The sequence below is a fragment of the Actinomycetospora chiangmaiensis DSM 45062 genome (assembly GCF_000379625.1).
In the GTDB taxonomy this organism is placed as follows: domain Bacteria; phylum Actinomycetota; class Actinomycetes; order Mycobacteriales; family Pseudonocardiaceae; genus Actinomycetospora; species Actinomycetospora chiangmaiensis.
The window spans coordinates 298977-318707 of sequence record NZ_KB903240.1 but is presented as its reverse complement, the minus strand read 5'-3'; the positions used below and the strand labels follow the sequence as shown (position 1 = coordinate 318707).

18 protein-coding genes are annotated in these 19731 nt (G+C 74.9%); 11 read left to right on the top strand and 7 right to left on the bottom strand.

Translation table 11 applies throughout. The annotated features are described in order from the left end of the window. Window positions 1–17 precede the first annotated feature (17 nt). Window positions 18–1187 (top strand): zinc-dependent alcohol dehydrogenase, encoded by a 1170-nt coding sequence (locus tag A3CO_RS0118555; RefSeq protein ID WP_018333742.1) that lies wholly within the window; start codon window positions 18–20, stop codon window positions 1185–1187. Window positions 1188–1222: 35 nt separating this feature from the next. Next, window positions 1223–1561: a hypothetical protein gene (locus A3CO_RS0118550; RefSeq protein ID WP_026204750.1), complete on the top strand. Its 339-nt coding sequence runs from the start codon at window positions 1223–1225 to the stop codon at window positions 1559–1561. 9 nt (window positions 1562–1570) lie between these two features. Here A3CO_RS0118550 and A3CO_RS33040 read toward each other — a convergent pair whose 3' ends face one another. After that, complete coding sequence (locus tag A3CO_RS33040; RefSeq protein ID WP_018333740.1) at window positions 1571–2776, bottom strand: hypothetical protein; 1206 nt, start codon at window positions 2774–2776, stop codon at window positions 1571–1573. A 248-nt stretch (window positions 2777–3024) separates the two neighbouring features. Between A3CO_RS33040 and A3CO_RS0118540 the strand changes: the two genes are divergently transcribed. Together A3CO_RS0118540 and A3CO_RS0118535 are read left to right on the top strand one after the other, a co-directional pair. Next, window positions 3025–4119: a hypothetical protein gene (locus A3CO_RS0118540; RefSeq protein ID WP_157647683.1), complete on the top strand. Its 1095-nt coding sequence runs from the start codon at window positions 3025–3027 to the stop codon at window positions 4117–4119. Window positions 4120–4181: 62 nt separating this feature from the next. Beyond that, window positions 4182–5078, top strand: a complete 897-nt coding sequence (locus A3CO_RS0118535; RefSeq protein ID WP_026204748.1) for an LLM class flavin-dependent oxidoreductase — start codon at window positions 4182–4184, stop codon at window positions 5076–5078. On the opposite strand, the gene A3CO_RS0118530 is transcribed toward A3CO_RS0118535, so the two are convergent. Both A3CO_RS0118530 and A3CO_RS0118525 read right to left on the bottom strand, forming a co-directional pair. Beyond that, window positions 5068–5931 (bottom strand): ABC transporter permease, encoded by an 864-nt coding sequence (locus A3CO_RS0118530; protein ID WP_018333738.1) that lies wholly within the window; start codon window positions 5929–5931, stop codon window positions 5068–5070. The two genes, A3CO_RS0118535 and A3CO_RS0118530, sit on opposite strands and share 11 nt — an antisense overlap. Then, on the bottom strand, window positions 5928–8801 hold the full coding sequence (locus tag A3CO_RS0118525; protein WP_018333737.1) for an alpha/beta fold hydrolase: 2874 nt from the start codon (window positions 8799–8801) through the stop codon (window positions 5928–5930). Before A3CO_RS0118525 ends, A3CO_RS0118530 begins: the two co-directional genes overlap by 4 nt. Window positions 8802–9064: 263 nt before the next feature. Between A3CO_RS0118525 and A3CO_RS0118520 the strand changes: the two genes are divergently transcribed. The 5 genes from A3CO_RS0118520 (at window position 9065) to A3CO_RS0118500 (ending at window position 14423) form a co-directional block, all read left to right on the top strand. Then, window positions 9065–10093, top strand: a complete 1029-nt coding sequence (locus A3CO_RS0118520; RefSeq protein ID WP_245561532.1) for a TerC family protein — start codon at window positions 9065–9067, stop codon at window positions 10091–10093. Window positions 10094–10171: 78 nt separating this feature from the next. After that, window positions 10172–11395, top strand: a complete 1224-nt coding sequence (locus A3CO_RS38245) for a hypothetical protein (protein WP_018333735.1) — start codon at window positions 10172–10174, stop codon at window positions 11393–11395. Further along, window positions 11392–12450 (top strand): ABC transporter ATP-binding protein, encoded by a 1059-nt coding sequence (locus A3CO_RS38240; protein ID WP_018333734.1) that lies wholly within the window; start codon window positions 11392–11394, stop codon window positions 12448–12450. The genes A3CO_RS38245 and A3CO_RS38240 overlap by 4 nt, the downstream gene beginning before the upstream one ends. Then, entirely contained in the window at window positions 12447–13487 is a 1041-nt protein-coding gene (locus A3CO_RS0118505) for an ABC transporter permease (protein ID WP_018333733.1), read from the top strand. The genes A3CO_RS38240 and A3CO_RS0118505 overlap by 4 nt, the downstream gene beginning before the upstream one ends. 36 nt (window positions 13488–13523) lie before the next feature. Further along, a complete protein-coding gene (locus A3CO_RS0118500) occupies window positions 13524–14423 on the top strand; it encodes a Dyp-type peroxidase (RefSeq protein WP_018333732.1) in 900 nt (299 codons plus the stop codon). Here A3CO_RS0118500 and A3CO_RS33030 read toward each other — a convergent pair. The 3 genes from A3CO_RS33030 to A3CO_RS33025 are packed head-to-tail and all read right to left on the bottom strand — an operon-like array spanning window position 14363 to window position 17371. After that, window positions 14363–15970 (bottom strand): chloride channel protein, encoded by a 1608-nt coding sequence (locus A3CO_RS33030; RefSeq protein ID WP_018333731.1) that lies wholly within the window; start codon window positions 15968–15970, stop codon window positions 14363–14365. The two genes, A3CO_RS0118500 and A3CO_RS33030, sit on opposite strands and share 61 nt — an antisense overlap. A 44-nt stretch (window positions 15971–16014) precedes the next feature. Continuing rightward, complete coding sequence (locus tag A3CO_RS0118490; protein WP_245561531.1) at window positions 16015–16464, bottom strand: MarR family winged helix-turn-helix transcriptional regulator; 450 nt, start codon at window positions 16462–16464, stop codon at window positions 16015–16017. A 52-nt stretch (window positions 16465–16516) separates the two neighbouring features. Next, a complete protein-coding gene (locus tag A3CO_RS33025) occupies window positions 16517–17371 on the bottom strand; it encodes an esterase/lipase family protein (protein ID WP_018333729.1) in 855 nt (284 codons plus the stop codon). A 50-nt stretch (window positions 17372–17421) separates the two neighbouring features. Between A3CO_RS33025 and A3CO_RS0118480 the strand changes: the two genes are divergently transcribed. Further along, window positions 17422–18297: an SCO6745 family protein gene (locus A3CO_RS0118480; protein WP_018333728.1), complete on the top strand. Its 876-nt coding sequence runs from the start codon at window positions 17422–17424 to the stop codon at window positions 18295–18297. Between the two features lie 127 nt (window positions 18298–18424). Here the strand turns inward: A3CO_RS0118480 and A3CO_RS0118475 are convergent, their stop codons facing one another. Further along, the gene (locus A3CO_RS0118475) at window positions 18425–18628 is read right to left on the bottom strand and encodes a hypothetical protein (protein ID WP_018333727.1); all 204 of its coding nucleotides are present in this window, start codon (window positions 18626–18628) and stop codon (window positions 18425–18427) included. A 57-nt stretch (window positions 18629–18685) separates the two neighbouring features. Between A3CO_RS0118475 and A3CO_RS0118470 the strand changes: the two genes are divergently transcribed. Then, window positions 18686–19708 (top strand): NAD(P)/FAD-dependent oxidoreductase, encoded by a 1023-nt coding sequence (locus A3CO_RS0118470; RefSeq protein WP_018333726.1) that lies wholly within the window; start codon window positions 18686–18688, stop codon window positions 19706–19708. Window positions 19709–19731 lie beyond the last annotated feature (23 nt).

The following is a 19731-nucleotide window of genomic DNA, read 5'->3' as shown; positions in this document are numbered from 1 at the left end:
ACCGGAGGAGGAGACACATGCGAGCCAACTGCTGGACCGGGAAGCGGTCGGTGGAGGTCCGGGACGTGCCCGACCCCACGATCCTCAACCGGCGCGACGCCATCGTGAAGATCACCTCGACCGCCATCTGCGGATCGGACCTGCACCTCTACAACGGCCTCATCCCGACGATGCGCGAGGGCGACGTCCTCGGGCACGAGTTCATGGGCGAGGTCGTCGAGACCGGGCCCGGGGTGGACAACCTGTCCGTCGGCGACCGGGTGGTCGTGCCCTTCCCCATCGCCTGCGGGGTGTGCGGGGCCTGCGAGCGCGGACTGACGTCGTTGTGCGAGAACTCCAACCCCAATGCCGGGATCGCCGAGAAGATGATGGGCCATTCGCCGGCCGCGCTCTTCGGCTACTCCCACATGCTGGGCGGCTATCCCGGTGGCCAGGCGGAGTACGCCCGGGTGCCGTTCGCCGACTTCGGGGCGCTCAAGGTCGAGTCCGAGCTCCCCGACGAGAAGGTCCTGTTCCTCTCGGACATCTTCCCCACCGGATACATGGGCGCCGACATGGCCGAGGTGGGCCCCGGCGACGTCGTCGCGGTCTGGGGTGCCGGCCCCGTGGGCCAGTTCGCCATCGCGAGCTGCTTCCTGCGCGGTGCCGAGCGGGTGATCGCGATCGACCGCATCGACTACCGGTTGCGGATGGCGCAGGAGACCGGAGCCGAGACGCTGGACTACGAGCAGGTGTCGGTGCCGGAGGCCCTCGCCGAGATGACCGGGGGCCGCGGGCCGGACAAGTGCATCGACGCGGTCGGCATGGAGGCCCACCACGCCAACGGGGCCCTCCACGCCTACGACCGCACCAAGCAGGCCGTGGGGGTGGAGACCGAACGGCCGCACGTGCTCCGGGAGGCCATCGCGAGCTGCGCGAACGGCGGCATCGTGTCCGTCATCGGCGTCTACGGCGGGCTGACCGACAAGTTTCCGATGGGGTCGTTCATGAACCGGTCCCTGACCATGCGCGCCGGTCAGTGCCACGTGCACCGCTACATGCCGCGGCTGCTCGACCACGTCCGCAACGGGGACATCGACCCCTCGTTCGTGATCACCCACCGGCTGCCGCTCGGGCAGGCGCCGCAGGGCTACCGCACCTTCGTCGAGAAGGCCGACGGCTGCGAGAAGGTCGTCCTCACCCCGTGAGGAGGCCGGCGAACCCGACCAGCGAGGAGAAGGACATGGCAGACGAACCCGATACCCACGGCATCCGGGTGGGGCCGGTCCTGATCGACGTCCCACGCTCGATCGGCTACTTCGGCGGCGTCGGCCTCGCCGTCGCGCTCGGCGTGGTCGATCCGCCCCTGGCGGCGTTCATCGCCGCGGCCCCGTTCCTCGTCATGCTGACGCACCGGTCGCTCCCGGTGCCGGTCCGGATCGTCGGGGAGGCCCTCGAAGGTGCGGCGAAGCCGATCGGGGGCGACGACGACGGGTACGTCAAGCTGGAGGACGAGCAGCGCGACCGGGAACGTGCCCGCGCGCTCGCGGCGGCGGCCCGCCGCGCGGACGTGGTCGGGTAGCACCCGGCGTCAGGAGGACGACGAGGACCGCTCCCGGTCCCCGTCGTCCTCCCCGCCCCGGTCCGACCCGCCCTCGTCCGCCTCACCGATCTCGTCGCGGCGCTGCCGCTCGCGGTACCCGTAGGCGGCCCGGCGCACGGCCTCCTCGCTGTCGAGTCCGGACCCGAGGGCGCCGGCGACGGTCGCGAGACCGGTGGCCAGCCAGGACAGCAACAGGTGGTCACCCAGTGTCGGTGGCCGCCCCAGGTACTGGGCGAACACCGAGTCGTCGAGGAGGAACAGCGACCCGAGCAGGGTGATGACGTACACCGCCACGCACATGGTCAGCACGCCGATGGCGAGCGTCAGGACGGTGGAGACGTTGAAGAGGACGACCTCCTCGCGTTCCTCCGCGTCGCGGGCGCGTTCCCACAGGTGGTGCGCCCCGATGATCCACACGACCATCAGCGCCACCGAGATCAGCAGGGTCAGCGTCAGCTTGACCCCGCCGAGGCGGGTGGCGAGCAACCAGATGGTCGAGTTGATGGTCAGGTACGCGCTGGTCCCGAGCACGGCGGCCAGGGCCGTGCGCATCCCCAGCAGGAGTCGCCACGGCTCGTTGGTGCTCACCATCCCGGCGAGCAGCCGGACACGGCCGCGTCGGGGGGTCGTCACGTACCGCCGGGTGTGCCGGCCCTCGTCGGCCTCGACGACGTGGACCGGGTTCAGGGGGCTCCCGAGCGTCTGCGCGAGCTGACCGGGCTGGTCCTGCCCGCCGTCGAGGCCCGCGGTGGCGATCCCGGCCAGGTCGGCGACGAGGCGGACGACGGCGTTGCGCACCTTCTCGTGCTGCCGGAAGGGACCGAACCCGGGCAGCGACAGACCGGCGACGCGGCGGTGGTGGTCCACGTCGACCACGATCGGCCGGTCGCCGTGCTGGATCGGCAGATCCGTCAGGTAGATCCCGATGTCCCACTCGGCCTCGGCGGCCTGGTCGGCGACCGCGTCGAGGACCTGCTCCGGGTCCTGGACCGACGCGGTGATCGGGTGGGTCATGGTGCGGACCTCCCACTCGATGTCCCGGTCGACGTGGTCGCTGAGCAGGGACGAGAGCTGGTCGGCCACCTTCGAGGCGACCTCGGTGGGGGTGTCGGGGTCGGCGAGCAGACCGACGACCGTGCGGCCGCGGTCGGCCACCTCGGCCGTGGCGGCGCCGTGGCGTCCGTGCTCGGACATGGTTCCTCCTCGTCGGGGATCCCGTTCGTCCGGCCGGACTCCGGGCAGGAGGCAACGCCCCCGGGTGAGCCCAGCCTCGCCGCGCGTCCACCGGGCCCGCGTCGACCCGACGTGGCGAATCCGACGTCCCCGCCCCGACCTGTCACGCCGAGGCGTCCGCGGGCGATGTCCATTCGGCGGTGTCGCCCCGGGAGGGGCGTCCCTACCGTGCGGGGCCGGGATCTTCGACAGCGACGGGGTATGGCGTGGTGGCACAGGCGACATCCGCTGCGGACGACATGGCGGGCGAGGGCGACCCCGACCCGACCCACCCCTACGTCGAGGCCCTCACCGGCCTCCCCGGCGTGGAGCACGTCGCGGTGGTGGACGTCTCGGGGCAGCACGTCCTGGGGGAGTGGGGCGGCCCGGCCGGCTCGGCGGACCCGTTGCTCGCCCGCGCCCGGGCGGCCGCGGACCGGACGGGGCGCCGCGAACTCGAGGACGTCGTGTCGACGACGCCGTCCGCCTTCCACCTGTCACGCCTGGTGCTCGCCGGTCCCGGCCACCCCGAGTCGGTGTGGGTGGCGCTCCGGGTCGACCGGTCGCAGGGGAGCCTGCCATGGTCGCGGGCGGCGCTCGCGGGCCTGGACGGCCCGACGGGCGCGCCGGTGCTGCGCCCGCGCATCCCGGCGCCCCGCGACCCCGACGGACCCGACGTCGCCGGACCGTCGGTGCCCGCGCCGCGGATCGTGCCCCCGCCGCCCGCTCCCGTGCTCGCTCCCGCGCGGGTCGTCAGCCCGCCCGTGGCGCCGCCGATGCCGGTCGCGATGCCGGTCGCGCCGGCCCCCAGGGTCCACGTCGCCCTCACCGCACGGGTCGCGACACCGGCTCCCGCCGTCGCCGCGGGCCCGGTGCCCGACACCGCGGAGACGGCAGTGGCGTCGGTGGCCGAGGTGGCGGTGGCCCAGGTGGTCGAGGTCGCCGAGGTGGCCCAGGTGGTCGAGGTCGCCGAGGTCGCCGAGGTCGCCGAGACCGTGGAGATCGGGCTGCCGCGGCCGGTCGCCCCGGTGGCCGGCGTCGAGGCGCCCGCCCCCGAACCGACCCGGCGCAGCTCCTTCGCCCCGGTCATGGTCGTGCTGCCCCCGCCGTCACCGGTGCCCGAGGACGGCAGCACCGAGGAGCCGGCGCCGATGCCCTACCCGGTCATCATCGCGCCGGACCCCGTCGACCGTGCCGTGGCGGAGGACGTGCCCGACGCCGAGGTCACGCCCGACGCGACGGAGCCGACCGACGACGCGCCCGCGGAGTCCGACGAGCCGCGCGTGATGCGGCGACTGATCCACGGGTTGCGCCGCCGCCCCTGAGCCCGGTCGCGGGCGCGGGCCCGGTGGACGCCGTCGTCCCGACGACGGACACTGACATCGTGATGTCAGCCGCTGTCGTCAGTGCCCGCGCCGCCCTCGGTCCGCTCGGGACGTACCTGCCCGTGCCGGTCACCGGCCTGCCCCCGGTCGCCGCGCAGATCGGGGCGGCCCGACGGCTGGAGGCCGCCGGGTACCGCGCGGCCTGGACGAACGAGACGGTCGGCGGCAAGGACACCCTCGTGCAGGTGGCCACGCTGCTCGCCGCGACCGACCGGCTCGTGCTGGGGACCGGGATCGCCAACGTCTGGGCCCGTGCCCCGCAGACGGCGCACGCCGCGGCGGCGTTCCTCACCGAGGCGTACCTCGGTCGCATCGTGCTCGGCCTGGGCGCGGGCCACCCGGTCCAGGCCGAGGCCGTCGGGCGGGAGTACGGGCGCCCGCTCGCCGTGCTGCGCGACTACGTGCGGCGGATGGACGCGCCCACGATGCCGCCCGCTCCCGACGCCGCCTACGCCCGCATCCTCGCGGCCCAGGGACCACGGCTGACCGCGCTCGCCGCGGAGATCGCCGACGGTGCCCTGCCCGCGATGCGCCCGCCCGGCGCCACCGCGCGGGCCCGCGCCGCCCTCGGCCCCGACAAGCTCCTCGTCGTGGCGATCGCCGCCCTCACCGATCCCGAGCCCGACCGGGCCCGCGTCGCCGCCGACGAGCTCTACGGCGGGCTCGTCGCCGACCCCGCGTACGGCGCCCTGCTCGTCGACCTCGGGCTCGACCCTGCCGACCCGTCGACCCGGGACGCCGTCGTCGCCCACGGCGATCCAGAGGCGTTCGCGGCCGCGGTCGAAGCCCACCGCCGGGCCGGCGCCGACCACGTCGTCCTGCTCGGGCGCCCGGGGGACGACCTGGACGAGGAACTGCGGCGCCTGGAACGCCTGGCGCCGGAGCTGGTCAGCTCGTGATGTCCTTCCGCCGGAACCACCAGACCGCTGTCGCGCCGAACGCCGTGGCCCACACCAGGGCCGTGAGGACGCCGTTCGCCATCTCCGTGCCGTCGACGTCGGCGGTGAGCAGGTCGGTCCAGGCGAACGCGTAGTGCGTCGGCAGGACGTTCCGGATCGACCCGAGCGCGTCCACGGTGTCGAGGATCTGCGACAGGATCGAGACGAGGACCGCCCCGCCGACCGCCCCGAGCGGCGCGTCGGTCGTCACCGAGAGCAGCGTCGCGACGCCTGCCACCCACGTCAGCTGCAGGGCGACGTAGACGACCGCGAGCAGGAGCCGCAGCACGCCGGTCCCGTAGGTGAGCGTCTCCCCGGTCGGTGACGCCAGGGCCCCGTCGCCGTAGACCAGCGTCCCGAGCGCGAGCGCCACCAGCGGCAGCACTGCGATCACGGTGATCGACAGCAGGCCCGCGACGATCACCTTCTGTCGCAGCAACCGCACCCGCGGCACGGGGATCGCGAGCAGGTAGCGCAGCGACGACCAGGACGCCTCGCTCGCGACCGTGTCCCCGAAGAAGAGCGCCACGACCACCACGAACAGGAAGCTCGCGGACGAGAACAGCGCGAAGACCACGAAGTTCGGGCCCGAGGTCTGCGCGAGGTCGGTGAGCGACAGCCCCGCCTGCCCCGACGAGCCGTTCCCCACCGAGAACGCGATCCACAGGATCACCGGCAGCAGGGCGAAGAGCCCCAGCGTGATCTGGGTGCGCCGCCGGCGCAGCTGCCGGAGCAGCTCGATCCGGACCGGGAGCGTCCGCCCCGACGAGGCCTCGCGCGGCCCGAGGCGGTGATCGGCCAGTTCCGAGCTCATCGCTGCTCCTCCCCGATCAGCGCGAGGAACGCGTCCTCCAGGCGACGACGCGGCCCCACCCCGACGACGTCGACCCCCGCCGCCACCAACGTCCGGACGACGGATGCCCGCTCGCCCTCGGTGCTGCCGCTGTCGGCGATCACCACGTCCGCCCGTTCCGGGTCGGACTCGGCCGCGAACCCGGCGTCGCGCAGCGCCACCACCGCGCGGTCGCGGTCCCCGGCGACCGCGACGGCCACCTGGCCGCCCGCCACGAGCTCGGCCACCTCGCCCGCCGCGACGACCTCGCCGCGGTGCATGACGACGACGTGGTCGCACGTCTGCTCCACCTCGGCGAGCAGGTGGCTGGACACCAGCACCGTCCGGTTCCCCTCCCTCGCGTACTGCTTCAGCACCTCCCGCATGGCGTGGATCTGGGGCGGGTCGAGCCCGTTGGTCGGCTCGTCGAGCACGAGCAGGTCGGGCAGCCCGAGCATCGCCTGGGCGATGGCGAGCCGCTGCCGCATACCCTGCGAGTAGGTGCGGACCACCCGGTCGACCGCGGTCCCGAGCCCGGCGATCTCCAGGGCCTCGTGCATCCGCGCCTCGCGGAGCGGGCGTCCGGTCGCCGCCCAGTACAGCTCCAGGTTCGACCGTCCCGACAGGTGCGGCAGGAACCCCGGACCCTCGACGAACGAGCCGATGCGGCCCAGTACCGGCGCTCCCGGCGTCACCCGCACCCCGAAGACCCGCAGCTCACCGGCCGTCGGGCGCAGCAGCCCCAGGAGCATGCGCAGGGTCGTCGTCTTGCCGGCCCCGTTCGGCCCGAGCAGTCCGAGGACCTGGCCGCGCTCCACCCGGAACGACACGTCGCGGACCGCGGTGAACCCGTTGCGGTACCGCTTCGCGACACCCCGCACCACGAGCGGCACGTCGACGAGCTCCGGGTCGACGGCGAGGTCGCCGCCGGGTTCGAGGTCCCGACGCCGCCGCCGCGCCGCGACGACCCGTCCCACGATCACCGCGACCACGACCGCGAGCAGCAGGATCCCGATCGCGATCAGCGGTGCGGTCGACACGGTGGACCCGCCGGCCTGTTCGCCGGGGACCTCCGGGACCGACAGCGTCGGACCGGCGAGCGCGACGCGGTAGACCGCCGGGTCCGCGGGGGAGGCGAAGCCCTGGTCGGTCGTGGCGATCGCGACCTCGAGCCGGTGCCCGGCCTGCACGGTCGCCGCCACGGCCGGGAGGGTCACGGTCACCGTCTGCGTGCCGACCTGCGGCCCGAGCCGCAGCGGGGCGACCGCGTTGCCGAGCAGCGTCCGCGTCTCCGGGGCGCCGTTCTGTCCGGGGGCGACGTCGTAGACCTTGCCGAAGAGCACCGGTCCCGACGACGGCGCGGGGGCGCCGGGGGCGGTCGTACCCGTCGTCGTGACGGCGATGCGGACCCGCGGGGAGCCCGAGATGATCGTCCGGTCCGCCAGCGGCGCGGTGCGGAAGGTCGCCGCCTGGCCGGGGAGGTCGGCCGCGAGCCGGCCGAGCAGGGCGCCCGCGCCCCCGCCACCGCCCGCGCCGCCGCCGCCGCCGGATCCCTCGGTGCCGCCCGACCCGCCGCCCGACCCGCCGCCCGAGCCGCCCGAGCCACCGGCGGCGGCGCCGGCCAGGGCGGAGAGACCGGGGATCGACGAGATGGAACCGGGCACGCCGCCCGCCGGGGCGACGACGGCCTGCTCGTCCCCGGAGAGGGCGAGGTCGGCGCGCGGCGCCGTCGCGGGGTAGGCCGGTGCGGTGACGACGCGCTGGGTGGGCGCCGAGCGGCTGCGGACCCCGGAGGGCAGCGCGTAGGTGAACTCGGTGGACGGCGTCGACCCGGTCCCCAGGAGGTAGTGGTCCAACCACCCCTGGATCCGCGCGTTCGTGCGTGCGTCCGGCGACCCGCCGTCGTGACCCCCGTTGAACCAGGCCACGGCGACGGTCCCGCCGCCGGCGGCGATCGCACGGGCGTTCGCGTCGCTCTGGTCGAGGCCGAACAGCGTGTCGTTCTCGCCCTGCACCAGCAGCGTCGGGGCCGTGATGCGGTTCGCGACGGACGCGGGGGAGGACCGCTCGAGGTAGCTCGCGAGCGCGGCGGGCTCCCGGCCGGTGCGCACCGCCTCGACGTAGCCCGCGCAGACCTCGGGGAGGAACCGGCCGCAGACGTCGGGTGCCGCGGTCGAGCCGGTCTGCGTGCCGATCCCGAAGAACAGCGAGGCCCACGACCGCTTGAACACCCCGTCCGGGGCGTCCGCGCCCGCCGCCGGGGTGGCCGCGAGGGGACCCGTGGCGGCGTCGTTCGGGAAGAGCGCCTGACCGAGATCGTTCCAGGTGATGATCGGGACGGCCACGTCGACCCGCCGGTCGTAGGCGGCGAGCAGGAGGGAGAGCGCGCCGCCGTAGGAGCCGCCCATGACGCCCACCCGCGGGTCGCCGGGGCCGTCCTGCGTGACCTCCGGGCGCTGCGCGAGCCAGTCCACGAGCTGGGAGGCGTCCGCGACCTCGTAGTCCGGGTTGTTCAGCGCGATCTGTCCGGTGCTCTGCCCGAATCCGCGCGCGGACCAGGCCAGCACCACGTACCCGCGGGCGGCGAGGCTGCGGGCCTCGCCGGCGACCGACCGCTTGTCCGCGCCGAACCCGTGGGCCAGCAGCATCGCGGGCGCCGGGGTCCGGGCCGGGAGGTAGAGCGTGGCGTCGAGGGACTGCGGCTGGTCCCGGGCCGGGCCGTCGCGCACCGCGATGCGCAGGTCCTGGGTGCGGACCCCGTCCGAGGTCTGGGTCGGCACCGCCTGCGCCGGAGCCGCGAGGAGCACCCCCAGCAGCACGACCAGGGGCAGCACGAACAGGCGGATCACCACCGGAACCCTAGGTGGCCGCGGTGATGTCGGCGTGGGGCACCGGGGTTGCGCGCAGGAGAGTGAGCTTTCGGACACCCCGCGTGGTCGCCGCGGATCCGGCGTGGGAGGGTCCCTGGTGGAGGGGAGTATCCCCGGATCGCCTGCGAGCGCCTCGTCAGCACGACAGCCGGAAGATGTCCGGGGCGCCCGGTGCGCCGACCCGTTGCGGGTCGGGCGCGGGAGAGACCTCCGGTGTGGTGCCGACCTTCCCACCGGAGGATTCCGTGTTGCTGTCTGCCGTGCCGGGGCCCGTCGTGGTCCGCGGAGGAGAACCCTTCTGGGTGTGGGCCCTGACGATCGCGGGCCTGGTGCTGATCTTCGCGATCGACCTGTGGGCGGGCCGTGAGCCGGCCGAGGTCACGATGCGCCAGGCCGGGCGGGGCGTCGCGATCTACGTGGGCCTCGCGGTGGTCTTCGCGGCCGGGGTGCTGGTGCTCGGCGGCCGGCCGAAGGCGACGGCGTTCATCGCGGGCTACGTCACCGAGTACTCGCTCTCGGTGGACAACCTGTTCGTGTTCCTGCTGATCATGACGGCGTTCGCGGTGCCGAAGGCGTTCCAGCACCGGGTGCTGCTGGTCGGCATCCTCATCGCGCTGGTGATGCGTGGCGGGTTCATCCTCGCCGGTGCCGCCGTGATCTCCCGGTTCTCCTGGGTGTTCTACCTCTTCGGCGCCTTCCTGGTGGCCACCGCGGTCAAGGTCTTCCTCGAGCGTTCCGACGCCGGCGACGACGAGTTCCGCGAGAACATCCTGCTCCGTGCGGTCCGGCGCGTGGTCCCGGTCACCAGGGACTACCGCGACGCCCGGCTCATAGTGCGCGAGGCGGGGCGCCGGATGATCACCCCGATGCTCATGGTGATGATCGCCATCGGGCTGACCGACCTGCTGTTCGCCCTCGACTCCATCCCGGCGATCTTCGGGCTCACCAAGGACCCCTACATCGTCTTCACCGCCAATGCCTTCGCCCTGCTCGGGCTGCGCCAGCTGTACTTCCTGCTCGGCGGGCTGCTGTCCCGCCTGGTCTACCTGCAGTACGGCCTCGGCGTGATCCTCGCGTTCATCGGCGTGAAGCTCGTGCTCGAGGCGCTGCACACCAACACGCTGCCGTTCGTGAACGGCGGGCGGCCGGTCGGTGTGCCGTTGATCGGGATCGAGCTGTCCCTGGGCGTGATCATCGGCGTCCTCGCCCTGACCACCGTCGCGAGCCTCCTGCGCACGCGGAGGAGCCGGAAGCGCGATCTCGAATCGGTGTGAGGCCTCACGGCGCTCCTGCCCCGCGGATGGCACTCTCGACGGAGTGGACGGGGTCGGCGGGACGGAGCGTGGCTGCGGGTGACCGCGATTCTCGACCGTCTCCGCGCGACCGGTGACGGCGGAGCGCCGCCGCCGATCCGGTCCGTCCGGGTCCGGCGCTGGACGGTGGTCGCCGTCGTCGCGGCCCTGCTCGTGGCCGTCCCCGTCGTCGTCGCAGCATGGCCCGTGTCGCCGGCCGTGTCGGTGTCGCCGGCCGAGCTGCGCGACCGTGTCGCCGCCTCGGGGAACCTCCCGTGGTCGGGGTACGCCGAGGCCTCGGGCGGGCTGAACCTCCCCGACGTCGCCCAGTTCTCCGACGTCACCACCCTGCTCTCCGGCACCTCCCGGCTGCGCGGCTGGTACGCGGCCCCCGACCGGGTGCGCGTCGACCAGCTCTACCCCGCGGGCGAGCGCAGCCGGTACACCACGTCCACCGGGCAGGTCGTGTGGGACTACGGCGCCCAGCTGCTGACCTACGTCCGGCGCGACCCGCTCGTTCGGCTTCCCCGCCCCGACGACCTGCTGCCCCCGCAGCTCGCGCGGCGCCTGCTCTCCGGCACCCTTCCCGACGATCCCGTGACCGGGCTGCCGGCCCGCCGCGTGGCCGGGGTGGACGCAGCGGGCTTCCGCGTCACCGTGGCCGACCCGCGGACCACCGTGGGCGCGCTCGACGTCTGGGCGGACCCCACCGACGGGCTCCCGGTCGCCGTCGAGCTGCACACGAAGGGCGCGACGGGCACCCTGTCGGCCGGACCCGTCGTCGTGACCCGCTTCCTCGACCTGGACCGGGAGACGCCGGACCCGTCGCTGTTCGTGGCGCAGCCGACGCCCGGCGTCGGGGTCACCCGCAGCCCCACCTCCGACCTGTTCGGCGTCCTCGGCCGGGGCAGCCCCGACTCGGTGCCCGCCGTCGTCGACGGGGTGGCGCGCGTCGCCCCGCAGCGCGGGTTCGCGGCGATCGGCAAGTACGGGACGACGCTGTCGCAGCTGATCGTGGTCCCGCTGCCCGCCGACATCGCGGGATCCCTGCTCGGCAACATCGGCGACGCCGGGTCCGCCGGCCGGACCATCGCCGTCGCCGCGCCGCAGAACGCGCTCGGCCGGACGGCGAACGCGAGCGCCGGCGCCCTCGAGTCCTCGCTGCTGCGGCTGGCCGTGCTGCGCGTGGGCACCCGGGCGTGGGCGATCGGCGGGCTCGTGACCGACGACGTCCTCGACCGCGCCGTGACCGACATCGCCGCCGACTCCGCAGGAGCATCGTGACCGACCTGGGCCAGCGCAGCGACGGCGAGCGACGGGACGGGGCGCCGCGGGGCTCGACCGCCGGCACGGGCGTCCGCACCCCGAGCGAGCCGGTGCCCGTGCAGCGGGCGCGCCCGCTGCCGGGGCCGCCGGTGGACACCCCGCTGGTGATCGAGACGCGGGGGCTCACCAAGCGGTACGGCACCCGGGCGGCCGTCGACGACGTCGACCTGCACGTCGCGCGGGGGGACCGCTACGGGTTCCTCGGCCCGAACGGCTCGGGGAAGACGACGATGGTCCGGATGCTCCTCGGGCTGGTGTTCGCGACCCGCGGCGAGATCCGGGTGCTGGGGCACGAGGTGCCGCGCGAGGTGCACCAGGTGCTGCCGCGGATCGGCGCGATGGTCGAGGGGCCGGCGGCGTACGGCCACCTCTCGGGCCGCACCAACCTGGACCTGCTCGACGCCTCCGGCCCCGGCCCGCGGGCGGGGCGACGGCGGCGCGTGGGGGAGGCGATGGAGCGCGTCGGCCTCGGCGGGGTGGACCGCCGACCGGTGCGCACCTACTCGCTCGGGATGCGGCAGCGGCTCGGCCTCGCCGGCGCGCTGCTCTCGAAGCCGGACCTGCTCATCCTCGACGAGCCCACCAACGGCCTCGACCCGCACGGCATCCGCGAGATCCGCGAGCTGCTCGTCGAGCTGAACACCGAGGGCACCACCGTCTTCCTCTCCAGCCACCTGCTGGCCGAGATCGAGGCCCTGTGCACCCGGGTCGGGGTGGTGGACCGCGGGCGGCTCGTGCTCGAGGAGCCGCTGGACGCGGTGCGGCGACCGACGGGACGGGTCGTGGTGCGGACCCCCGACGCCGACCGGGCGGCGGCCGCGCTCGGGTCGGCGCTGGTGGACCGGACCCCCGACGGCGCACTGATCGTCACGCCGGCCGACGGCACCGGGGCGGCGGGACTCGCCCGCCATCTCGTCGGGGCCGGCGTGCGCCTCGACGCGCTGGAGCCGGAGACGGTGAGCCTCGAGGACGTCGTCGTGCGGATCACGGGGCCCGGGAGCGACCGGACATGATGGTCGTCGAGCTGCGCAAGCTGTTCCGGCGGCCGCGCACGTGGGTGACGATCGGTTTGTTGTGCCTCCTGCCGGCGATCGTCGCCGTGTTCCTGGCGACGACCCGCATCGCGCCCGCGCCCGGCGAGGGGGCGGCGTTCCTCTCGGCCGTCCTGGAGTCCGGGTCCCTGTACCCGGCGGCCGCCCTCGCGCTGGTCCTGCCGATCTTCCTGCCGGTCGCGGTGGCGGTGGTCGCGGGCGACACGGTGGCGGGGGAGTCGGGTGCCGGGACCCTGCGCTACCTGCTGGTGCGCCCCGTCAGCCGGACGAAGCTGCTCCTGGCCAAGCTGGTGTCGATCGTGGCCTTCGTGGTCGCGACGGTGGCCGCCGTGGCGGGGACGTCGTACGTGGTGGGCGTGACCCTGTTCGGCGCGGGCGACCCGGTCGCCGTGGTCAACGCGATCCCCCAGATCTCGGGGCCGGGCGGGGGCGGCTCGTCGTCGGGCGGGTCCGGCGGCGGCTCCGCGTCGACGCCGTCCGCGGGCGGCTCCGCGAGCGCGGCCGACCCGGCGGCCCCGGCTCCGGCGGCGCCGGGTGCGCCGACCGCGGGGGCGGGCGCCGACAACGGCGCGCCGGCGCTCGATCCGACCCAGGCACGGGAGCGGGCCGCCGACTCCGTCGCCTCGCTCTCGGGTGACCCGCTCTCGCCGATGGACCTGGCGCTGCGGCTCCTCGGTGCGATGGCCTACATCACCGTGTCCATGCTCGGGGTCGGGGCGATCGCGCTCTTCCTCTCGACGGTGACGGCCTCGTCCCTGGGGGCCACCCTGGGTGCCCTCGCCGCGCTGATCTCGTCGCAGGTCCTGGTGACCCTCGACGCCGCCGCGTCGGTGACCCCGTACCTGCCGACGCGCTACTGGCTGGCGTGGATCGACTTCTTCCGCGACCCGATCTTCCTGCGTGACATCCGGTCGGGCCTGTTCGTGCAGGCCGCCTACGTCGTGATCCTCATGCTCGCGGCGTGGGCGAACTTCACGACGAAGGACGTCGCGCAGTAGGCGGTCCCGGCCCGCCCGCCGGTAGCGTGCCCGACCATGGCCGTCCCGCAGAACGGGGTGCTCGCGCTCGGCACCTCCTCGCACGCCTACCTGGAGTTCGACCGGTTGCCGGGGATCGACGCCGCGGCCCTGGTCCACGCGCTGGCGGAGCTCGCCGTCTCGGTCCGGACGACGGGAGCCGTGAGCCTCGTCGTCGGGATCCGGCCCGAGCTGTGGGCCGAGGTCGCACCGGACGACGCCCCCGCGGGCGTGCGCGGCTACGACGAGCCCGTCACGGGCCCCGACGGGTTCACCATGCCCGCGACCCAGCACGACGCGGTGATCTGGGTGTCGGGCGGCAGCCGCTCCGTGGTGTTCGACGGCAGCACCTCCGCCGTCGCGGCCCTGCACGCGGTCGCGGCCCTCGCCGACGAGACCACCGCCTGGTCCCACCACCACGACCGCGACCTCACGGGCTTCGAGGACGGCACCGAGAACCCCTCGGCGGCCGAGGCGCCCGGTGTCGTCCTCGTGCCCGACGGGCGGCCCGGTGCCGGCGGCTCGGTGCTCCTGCTGCAGAAGTGGCGGCACGACGCCGACCGTTGGTACGCGCTCGACCGCGGCACCCAGGAGGACGTCATCGGCCGGACGAAGCCCGACTCGGTGGAGCTCGACCCCAAGCCGGCGGACGCCCACGCCGCCCGGACCGACCAGGACACCTACGGCCACATCTTCCGGCGCAACTCCGCCTACGGGGACACCTCCGACCACGGCACGATGTTCGTCGGCTTCTGCGCCTCGCAGGGCCCGCTCGCGACCATGCTCGACGCCATGGCCGGCAAGGACGGCCCCCGCGACGCGCTGACGCGCTACACGACGGCCCTCACCGGCGCCTACTACGTCGTCCCCGCCGCGGACGCGCTCGTCCGGCTCGCACCCGCGACCGTCGGGGACTGAGCCAGCAGCGCCTCCAGCGTCGCCGTCCCCACCAGCTCCCCGCCCGTCCCGACGACGGGTGCTGCCGTGACCCCCGCGGTCAGCAGCCGGTGCCGGGCGTCGACGAGCGTGTCGTCCGGCCCGAGGGTCACCGGGTCCGTCACGACCTCCCCCGAGCGCCGCACCACCCCGACGAGCGTGCCGTCCGCAGCCACGCGCAGCCGGGGCCGACCCTCTCCGTCGTCCGGGACGGGGAGCATCACCTCGTCGACGAAGCGCACCGAGAGCGGGTCCACGGCGTACTCGCGCGAGAGGTGCCCGCCCCGGCGGGCGATCTTCTCGGTGAGCACGGAGCGCCGGAGCAGGAGCACCGACACCCCGTAGGCCGTCGCCGACGCGACGAGCAGGGGGAGCAGCGCCGACCAGGCGTGGGTGAGCTCGAGCGGGAACACGACGCCGGTGAGCGGCGAGCGCATCACGCCGCCGACCGTGGCCGCGAGCCCGACCAGCGCCCAGAAGCCCGGTCCGACCGGCGGCAGCACGAAGCCCGCGAGCGCGCCGAGCGCGGCCCCGATCATGAACGTCGGCGCGAGGACGCCACCGGACGTCCCGGAGCCCAGCGACAGCCCCCAGATCAGCGACTTCACCACGAGGATCCCGACGATGAGCGACAGCGCGGCGTGGCCGGAGAGCAGGTCGCCGATGACGTCGTACCCGACGCCGAGCGCGCGGGGCACGATCAGCCCGCCGATCCCGATGATCAGCCCGCCGATCGCCGGCCACCACATCCAGTGCAGCCGCCCGCGGAGCAGCTCGAACGTGTCCTCGGAGCGGTAGACCAGCGCCGTCACGGCCACCGCGAGCAGGCCGCCCAGCAACCCGATCCCCACGCTCAGCCCGTCGGCGAGGGCGCCGACACCCCAGCGCGTGGTGTCGAGCCCGAAGAGCGGCCCCGACCCGAGCAGCGGTCCGCGCAGCAGCGTCGCGACCACGACCGCCGCCGTCACCGGCAGGAAGCTGCGCGGACGCCACTCGAAGAGCAGCAGCTCGACGGCCAGCAGGACGGAGGCGAGCGGCGCGTCGAAGGTCGCCGCCATGCCGGCCGCCGCGCCCGCGACCATGAGGGCCTTGCGCTCGTCGTCGGTGAGGGTGAGCCGCTGGGCGACGAGGGAGCCGAGGGCGCCGCCGGTCATGATGATCGGGCCCTCGGCGCCGAACGGTCCGCCGGTGCCGATGCTGATCGCGGCCGAGGTCGGCTTGAGCACCGCGACCTTCGCCTCGACGACGCTGCGCTTGAACAGGATCGCCTCGAGCGCCTCGGGCATGCCGTGCCCGCGGATCTTCTCGGAGCCGTAGCGCGCCATCAGCCCCACGATCAGCCCGCCGACCACGGGCGCGACGAGCACCACCCACCACGGGGCGTGCAGCTGCCCCGGGCTCACCGTGGTGGCCGAGAGCCGGCCGCCGAAGACGGCGTTGGTGATCAGCCCGATCAGGGTGAGGAGCAGCCAGGCCGCACCCGCCCCGAGCGCGCCGATCGGGATCGCCCATGCGACGATCACCCCCACCCGGGGCGTCAGGGTGAAGTCGGAGAGTGGTCCTGGGCGTCTCGTCACGGGGTCATCAGCTCCACGGGGCCGGTGCCGTGATCGGCGCCGGCGGCGTCTCGAAGGGCGGACAGGGCTGCGGTGAGGGCGTCGCGCTGCGCGGCCGGGAGCCGGCCGACGAGCTCGGCGAGCGCGTCCCGACGACGGGCCAGGACCGTCGCGACGACGGCCCGCCCCGCCGCGGTGGGCTCGAGCACCACGACGCTGCGGTTCGCCGGGTCCCGACGACGGGTGAGGTGGCCCGACGCCTCCAGCTGGTCGCCGAGGCGGGTCACCGACGAGGGGGCGGTGCCGAGCCGGTGGGCCGCGACGGTGCCGGCGCTCGGGCCGAGGTCGTCGAGGACGAGCAGCAGGCGGAACTGCGGCAGGGACATGCCGAGGTCCTCGAGGGCGTGGGTCGCGATCCCGACCAGCAGCCGGGTCGTGGCCATGAGCGCGTCCACCGCATCGTTCACCTAGACAACGATTGCGCACCGCAACGCTTGCGTCAGCTGAAAGTGGTCGCGATCATCGTGTGCCGACGAGGACGGGGCGGCCGACGCCCTCCGCCTGCAGGCGCGTGCAGTCGCCCGGCACGGGGACCGGGAGCGGGCGGGTGCCGAGGGCGCGGAGGGTCAGCCCGACGGCGAGACCCGCCGTCGGGAGCTGGCCGTGCCCGATGAGGATGCCGTCGCAGACCGCCTGCAGCCGGATCGAGCGCACTCCGGGCAGGGCCGACGAGGTGGGCGGCGTGACGGTCTCGTCCTGGTCGGTCCACAGCGAGAGCCACGGGATGTCCGGCCGGGGCTGCGCCGCCAGGCGGGCCAGCAGGGAACTGCCGGGCGCGAGCTGCTGGCAGGCCCGGGGACAGGCACCGGGGACCAGGGCACCGCCCGCCGCGGCGAGTTCGGCGCCCTGCAGCGGGGAGCCGAGTGTGACGAGGCGGCGGATCGCGGGCGCCGTCGTCCCCGTCTCCAGGTAGAGCCACGACGCGACGCCGCCTGCGGAGTAGCCGACGAGGTCGACGCTCGTGGCCCCGTCGTGGCGGAGGAGGTCGCGCACCGCGTCGTCGATGGCCGCCGCCTGCGCGGCGAAGTCCCCCGTCCCGCCGTCGGGGAGGTTCACGACGACGGCCGGGCGCCCGACCACCTGCAGGCGCAGCGCAAGCGCCTGCAGCGCGGCCGTGTTGCCGCCGTAGCCCGGGACGAGCACGACCGGGCCCATGACGGCGGGATCGGCCTTCGCCGGCACCGCGTACTCGCGGGCGACCGACACCCCGACGAGCACCGCCACGGCCAGCACGATCGCCGTCATGATCAGCACGAACCGGCGGCGCCGGGGAGCGAGGCCGCCGAGGGGCGCTCGTTCGGGCCACCGGGTCACGGGCTCCAGTGTGCCCATGATCGTGTGTGATGGCGTTAGCGTGCGTCCCCGTGGAGCCCAGCGACGTCGCGCGCCTGTACCGCCGGATCGAGCCCCTGCACTCGATGATCTACTTCGCGCCCGAGGTCGGTGAGGAGCTCTCGGAGCTCGGCATCGACCACCCGCGCGCGCAGTACTTCGCGCAGCGCTCGGCGGCCATGGGACCCGTGGGGCCGGGGGTCGTGGCGGCGACCTACTTCAACTTCAACCCGGCCCTGGTCGTGCGCTTCGTGCCGATGATCTGGCTGTCCGCCTCGCCCGAGGCCGTGCTCAACGCCCGGCTGCGCGCTGCGGACCGCGCCCTGCGCCGCCTGCTCGGTGACGCCGCGACCTCGCGGGAGTGCGAGCGGGCCGGTGTCCTCGCCCGGCGGGCCGCCTCGGTCTGCGGCCCAGAGGGTCGTCCGCTCTACGCCGCGCACGCCGACCTGCCCTGGCCCGACGAGCCGCACCTCGCGCTCTGGCACGCCGTCACGCTGCTGCGCGAGTACCGCGGTGACGCGCACCTCGCGGCCCTGCTCGCCGCGGGCGTGTCCGGCGTCGAGGCCCTGGTCCTGCACACTGCGACCGGACGCGGCTTCCTCCCCGAGGTCGCCCAGGCCACCCGCGGGTGGTCCGCCGAGCAGTGGGGCGACGCCGTGGTGGGCCTGCGCTCCCGGGGTCTGGTGGACGACGCGCTGTCGCTCACCGACGACGGGGCCGCCTTCCGGGACGCGATCGAGGCCGCGACCGACCGCATGTCGGCGGCGCCCTGGCAGCACCTGGGCGACGAGGCTGCGGCCGAACTCGCCGAGGTCGGCGGCGGCCTCACGAAGCGCCTCCTCGAGGCGGGCGCCTTCCCGAGCGGGGTGTTCGCCGCCGGCGCCGACCGGGCGCCGACGGTGTCGTAGCCGGGTCCCGGTCATGATGTGAGGCAGCCCGGGGGACCCGCCGTGGCCCCTGACGAGGTCCCGGCGGACTTCAGTGGCATCGGGCGCCCCTGCGGTGCCTCCGTGCCACTGACATCCGGCCCGGCCGTCACGGCAGGCGCTGCGGGTCGCCCGTGCCCACCTCCCCGCGTGCACCGGCCCGCTTCGCGAGCCAGATGCCGCCGCCGATCACGAGCGCGCCCGCGATCAGCCAGCCGAGCACCCCGAGCAGCCAGTGCACGAGCGGCAGGACGACCCCACCGAGCACCACGAGCGCGCCGATACCGACCAGGATCCACACCACGATCTTCATGACGTCGAGCCTCCGCCGGACTGCGCGGTCCGGGATCGGGGTGCGACCCTGAGTTTCATGCGGGTCACCGTCGTGGGCGCCGGGATCGTCGGACTGGCCACCGCGGACGCGCTCCTGCGCCGCGGCCACGACGTGACGGTCCTCGAGGCGCGCCGACCGCTGGGCGCGCGCAGCGTCGGGTCGTCGCGCATCTTCCGGTCCGCCCACGGCGACCCGGACCTGGTCGCCGCGGCGGTCGAGGCCCGCGGGCTGTGGGACGCCTGGTCCGAGCGCGCCGGGCGTCCGCTGCTCGGCGACGAGGGGGCCGTCGTCTCCGGCCCGCGGGTCGACGCCTGGGCCGCGGCGATGGCGGCCGCGGGCGCGCCGCACCAGGTCGGCGACCCCCTATCGGCGTGCTCGACTGCTCTGTCGGGAACGCTGGGCAGGACGGACGGCCCGGTGCTCGGCGACCCGTCCGGGGGAGCGCTCGACCTCGCGGGCGCGGGTGAGCTGCTGCTCCGGACGACGAAGCCCCACCTGCGGCCCGGGCGGGTGGTGGACCTCGACGAGTTCGACGCGGACGCGATCGTCCTGACGGCGGGTGCGGGGACCGCCGAGCTGGCGGCGCAGCGGGGGATCGCCGTGCCGGCCGAGCTCGCGCACCACGTCCGGTTCGCCTTCCGGTTCCGGGAGCGGCCGGCCGTGATCCCGCCCGCCCACATCGACGACGCGACGTACCAGCACCGCACGCCGGACGGGACGTGGGCGGTCGGCGGCCACCTGCCGGACGAGGTGACGGCCACCGCGACGAACTCCCTCGACGACGTCCGTCGGCGGTCCCGCGAGGCCGTCACGGCCCACGTCCGGGAGCGGCTGCCCGAGCTCGACCCGGAGCCGGTCGACGAGATCACCTGCACCCCGACGGTGGGGGAGGGGGACGGGGTGCGGACGGCGCGGGCGGGGAACGTCCATGTCCTGTGGGGCGGGAACCTCGCGAAGTTCGCCCCCCTGCTGGGGGAACGCCTGGCCGCGGCGGTCGCGGAGGACCACGTGGCGCACGCCATCGGTCCACCCGACGACCCGGCGGATCACGGTCGGTAACCTGGGAGGGACCGACACCCTGT

Bases quoted from the DNA above. Each gene is read 5' to 3' on its own strand.
- A3CO_RS0118470 (WP_018333726.1), top strand. From the start codon at position 18,686: ATGCGGGTCACCGTCGTGGGCGCCGGGATCGTCGGACTGGCCACCGCG.
- A3CO_RS0118530 (WP_018333738.1), bottom strand. From the start codon at position 5,931: ATGAGCTCGGAACTGGCCGATCACCGCCTCGGGCCGCGCGAGGCCTCG.
- A3CO_RS0118535 (WP_026204748.1), top strand. From the start codon at position 4,182: ATGTCAGCCGCTGTCGTCAGTGCCCGCGCCGCCCTCGGTCCGCTCGGG.
- A3CO_RS0118500 (WP_018333732.1), top strand. From the start codon at position 13,524: ATGGCCGTCCCGCAGAACGGGGTGCTCGCGCTCGGCACCTCCTCGCAC.
- A3CO_RS0118555 (WP_018333742.1), top strand. From the start codon at position 18: ATGCGAGCCAACTGCTGGACCGGGAAGCGGTCGGTGGAGGTCCGGGAC.
- A3CO_RS33040 (WP_018333740.1), bottom strand. From the start codon at position 2,776: ATGTCCGAGCACGGACGCCACGGCGCCGCCACGGCCGAGGTGGCCGAC.
- A3CO_RS0118505 (WP_018333733.1), top strand. From the start codon at position 12,447: ATGATGGTCGTCGAGCTGCGCAAGCTGTTCCGGCGGCCGCGCACGTGG.
- A3CO_RS0118550 (WP_026204750.1), top strand. From the start codon at position 1,223: ATGGCAGACGAACCCGATACCCACGGCATCCGGGTGGGGCCGGTCCTG.
- A3CO_RS0118475 (WP_018333727.1), bottom strand. From the start codon at position 18,628: ATGAAGATCGTGGTGTGGATCCTGGTCGGTATCGGCGCGCTCGTGGTG.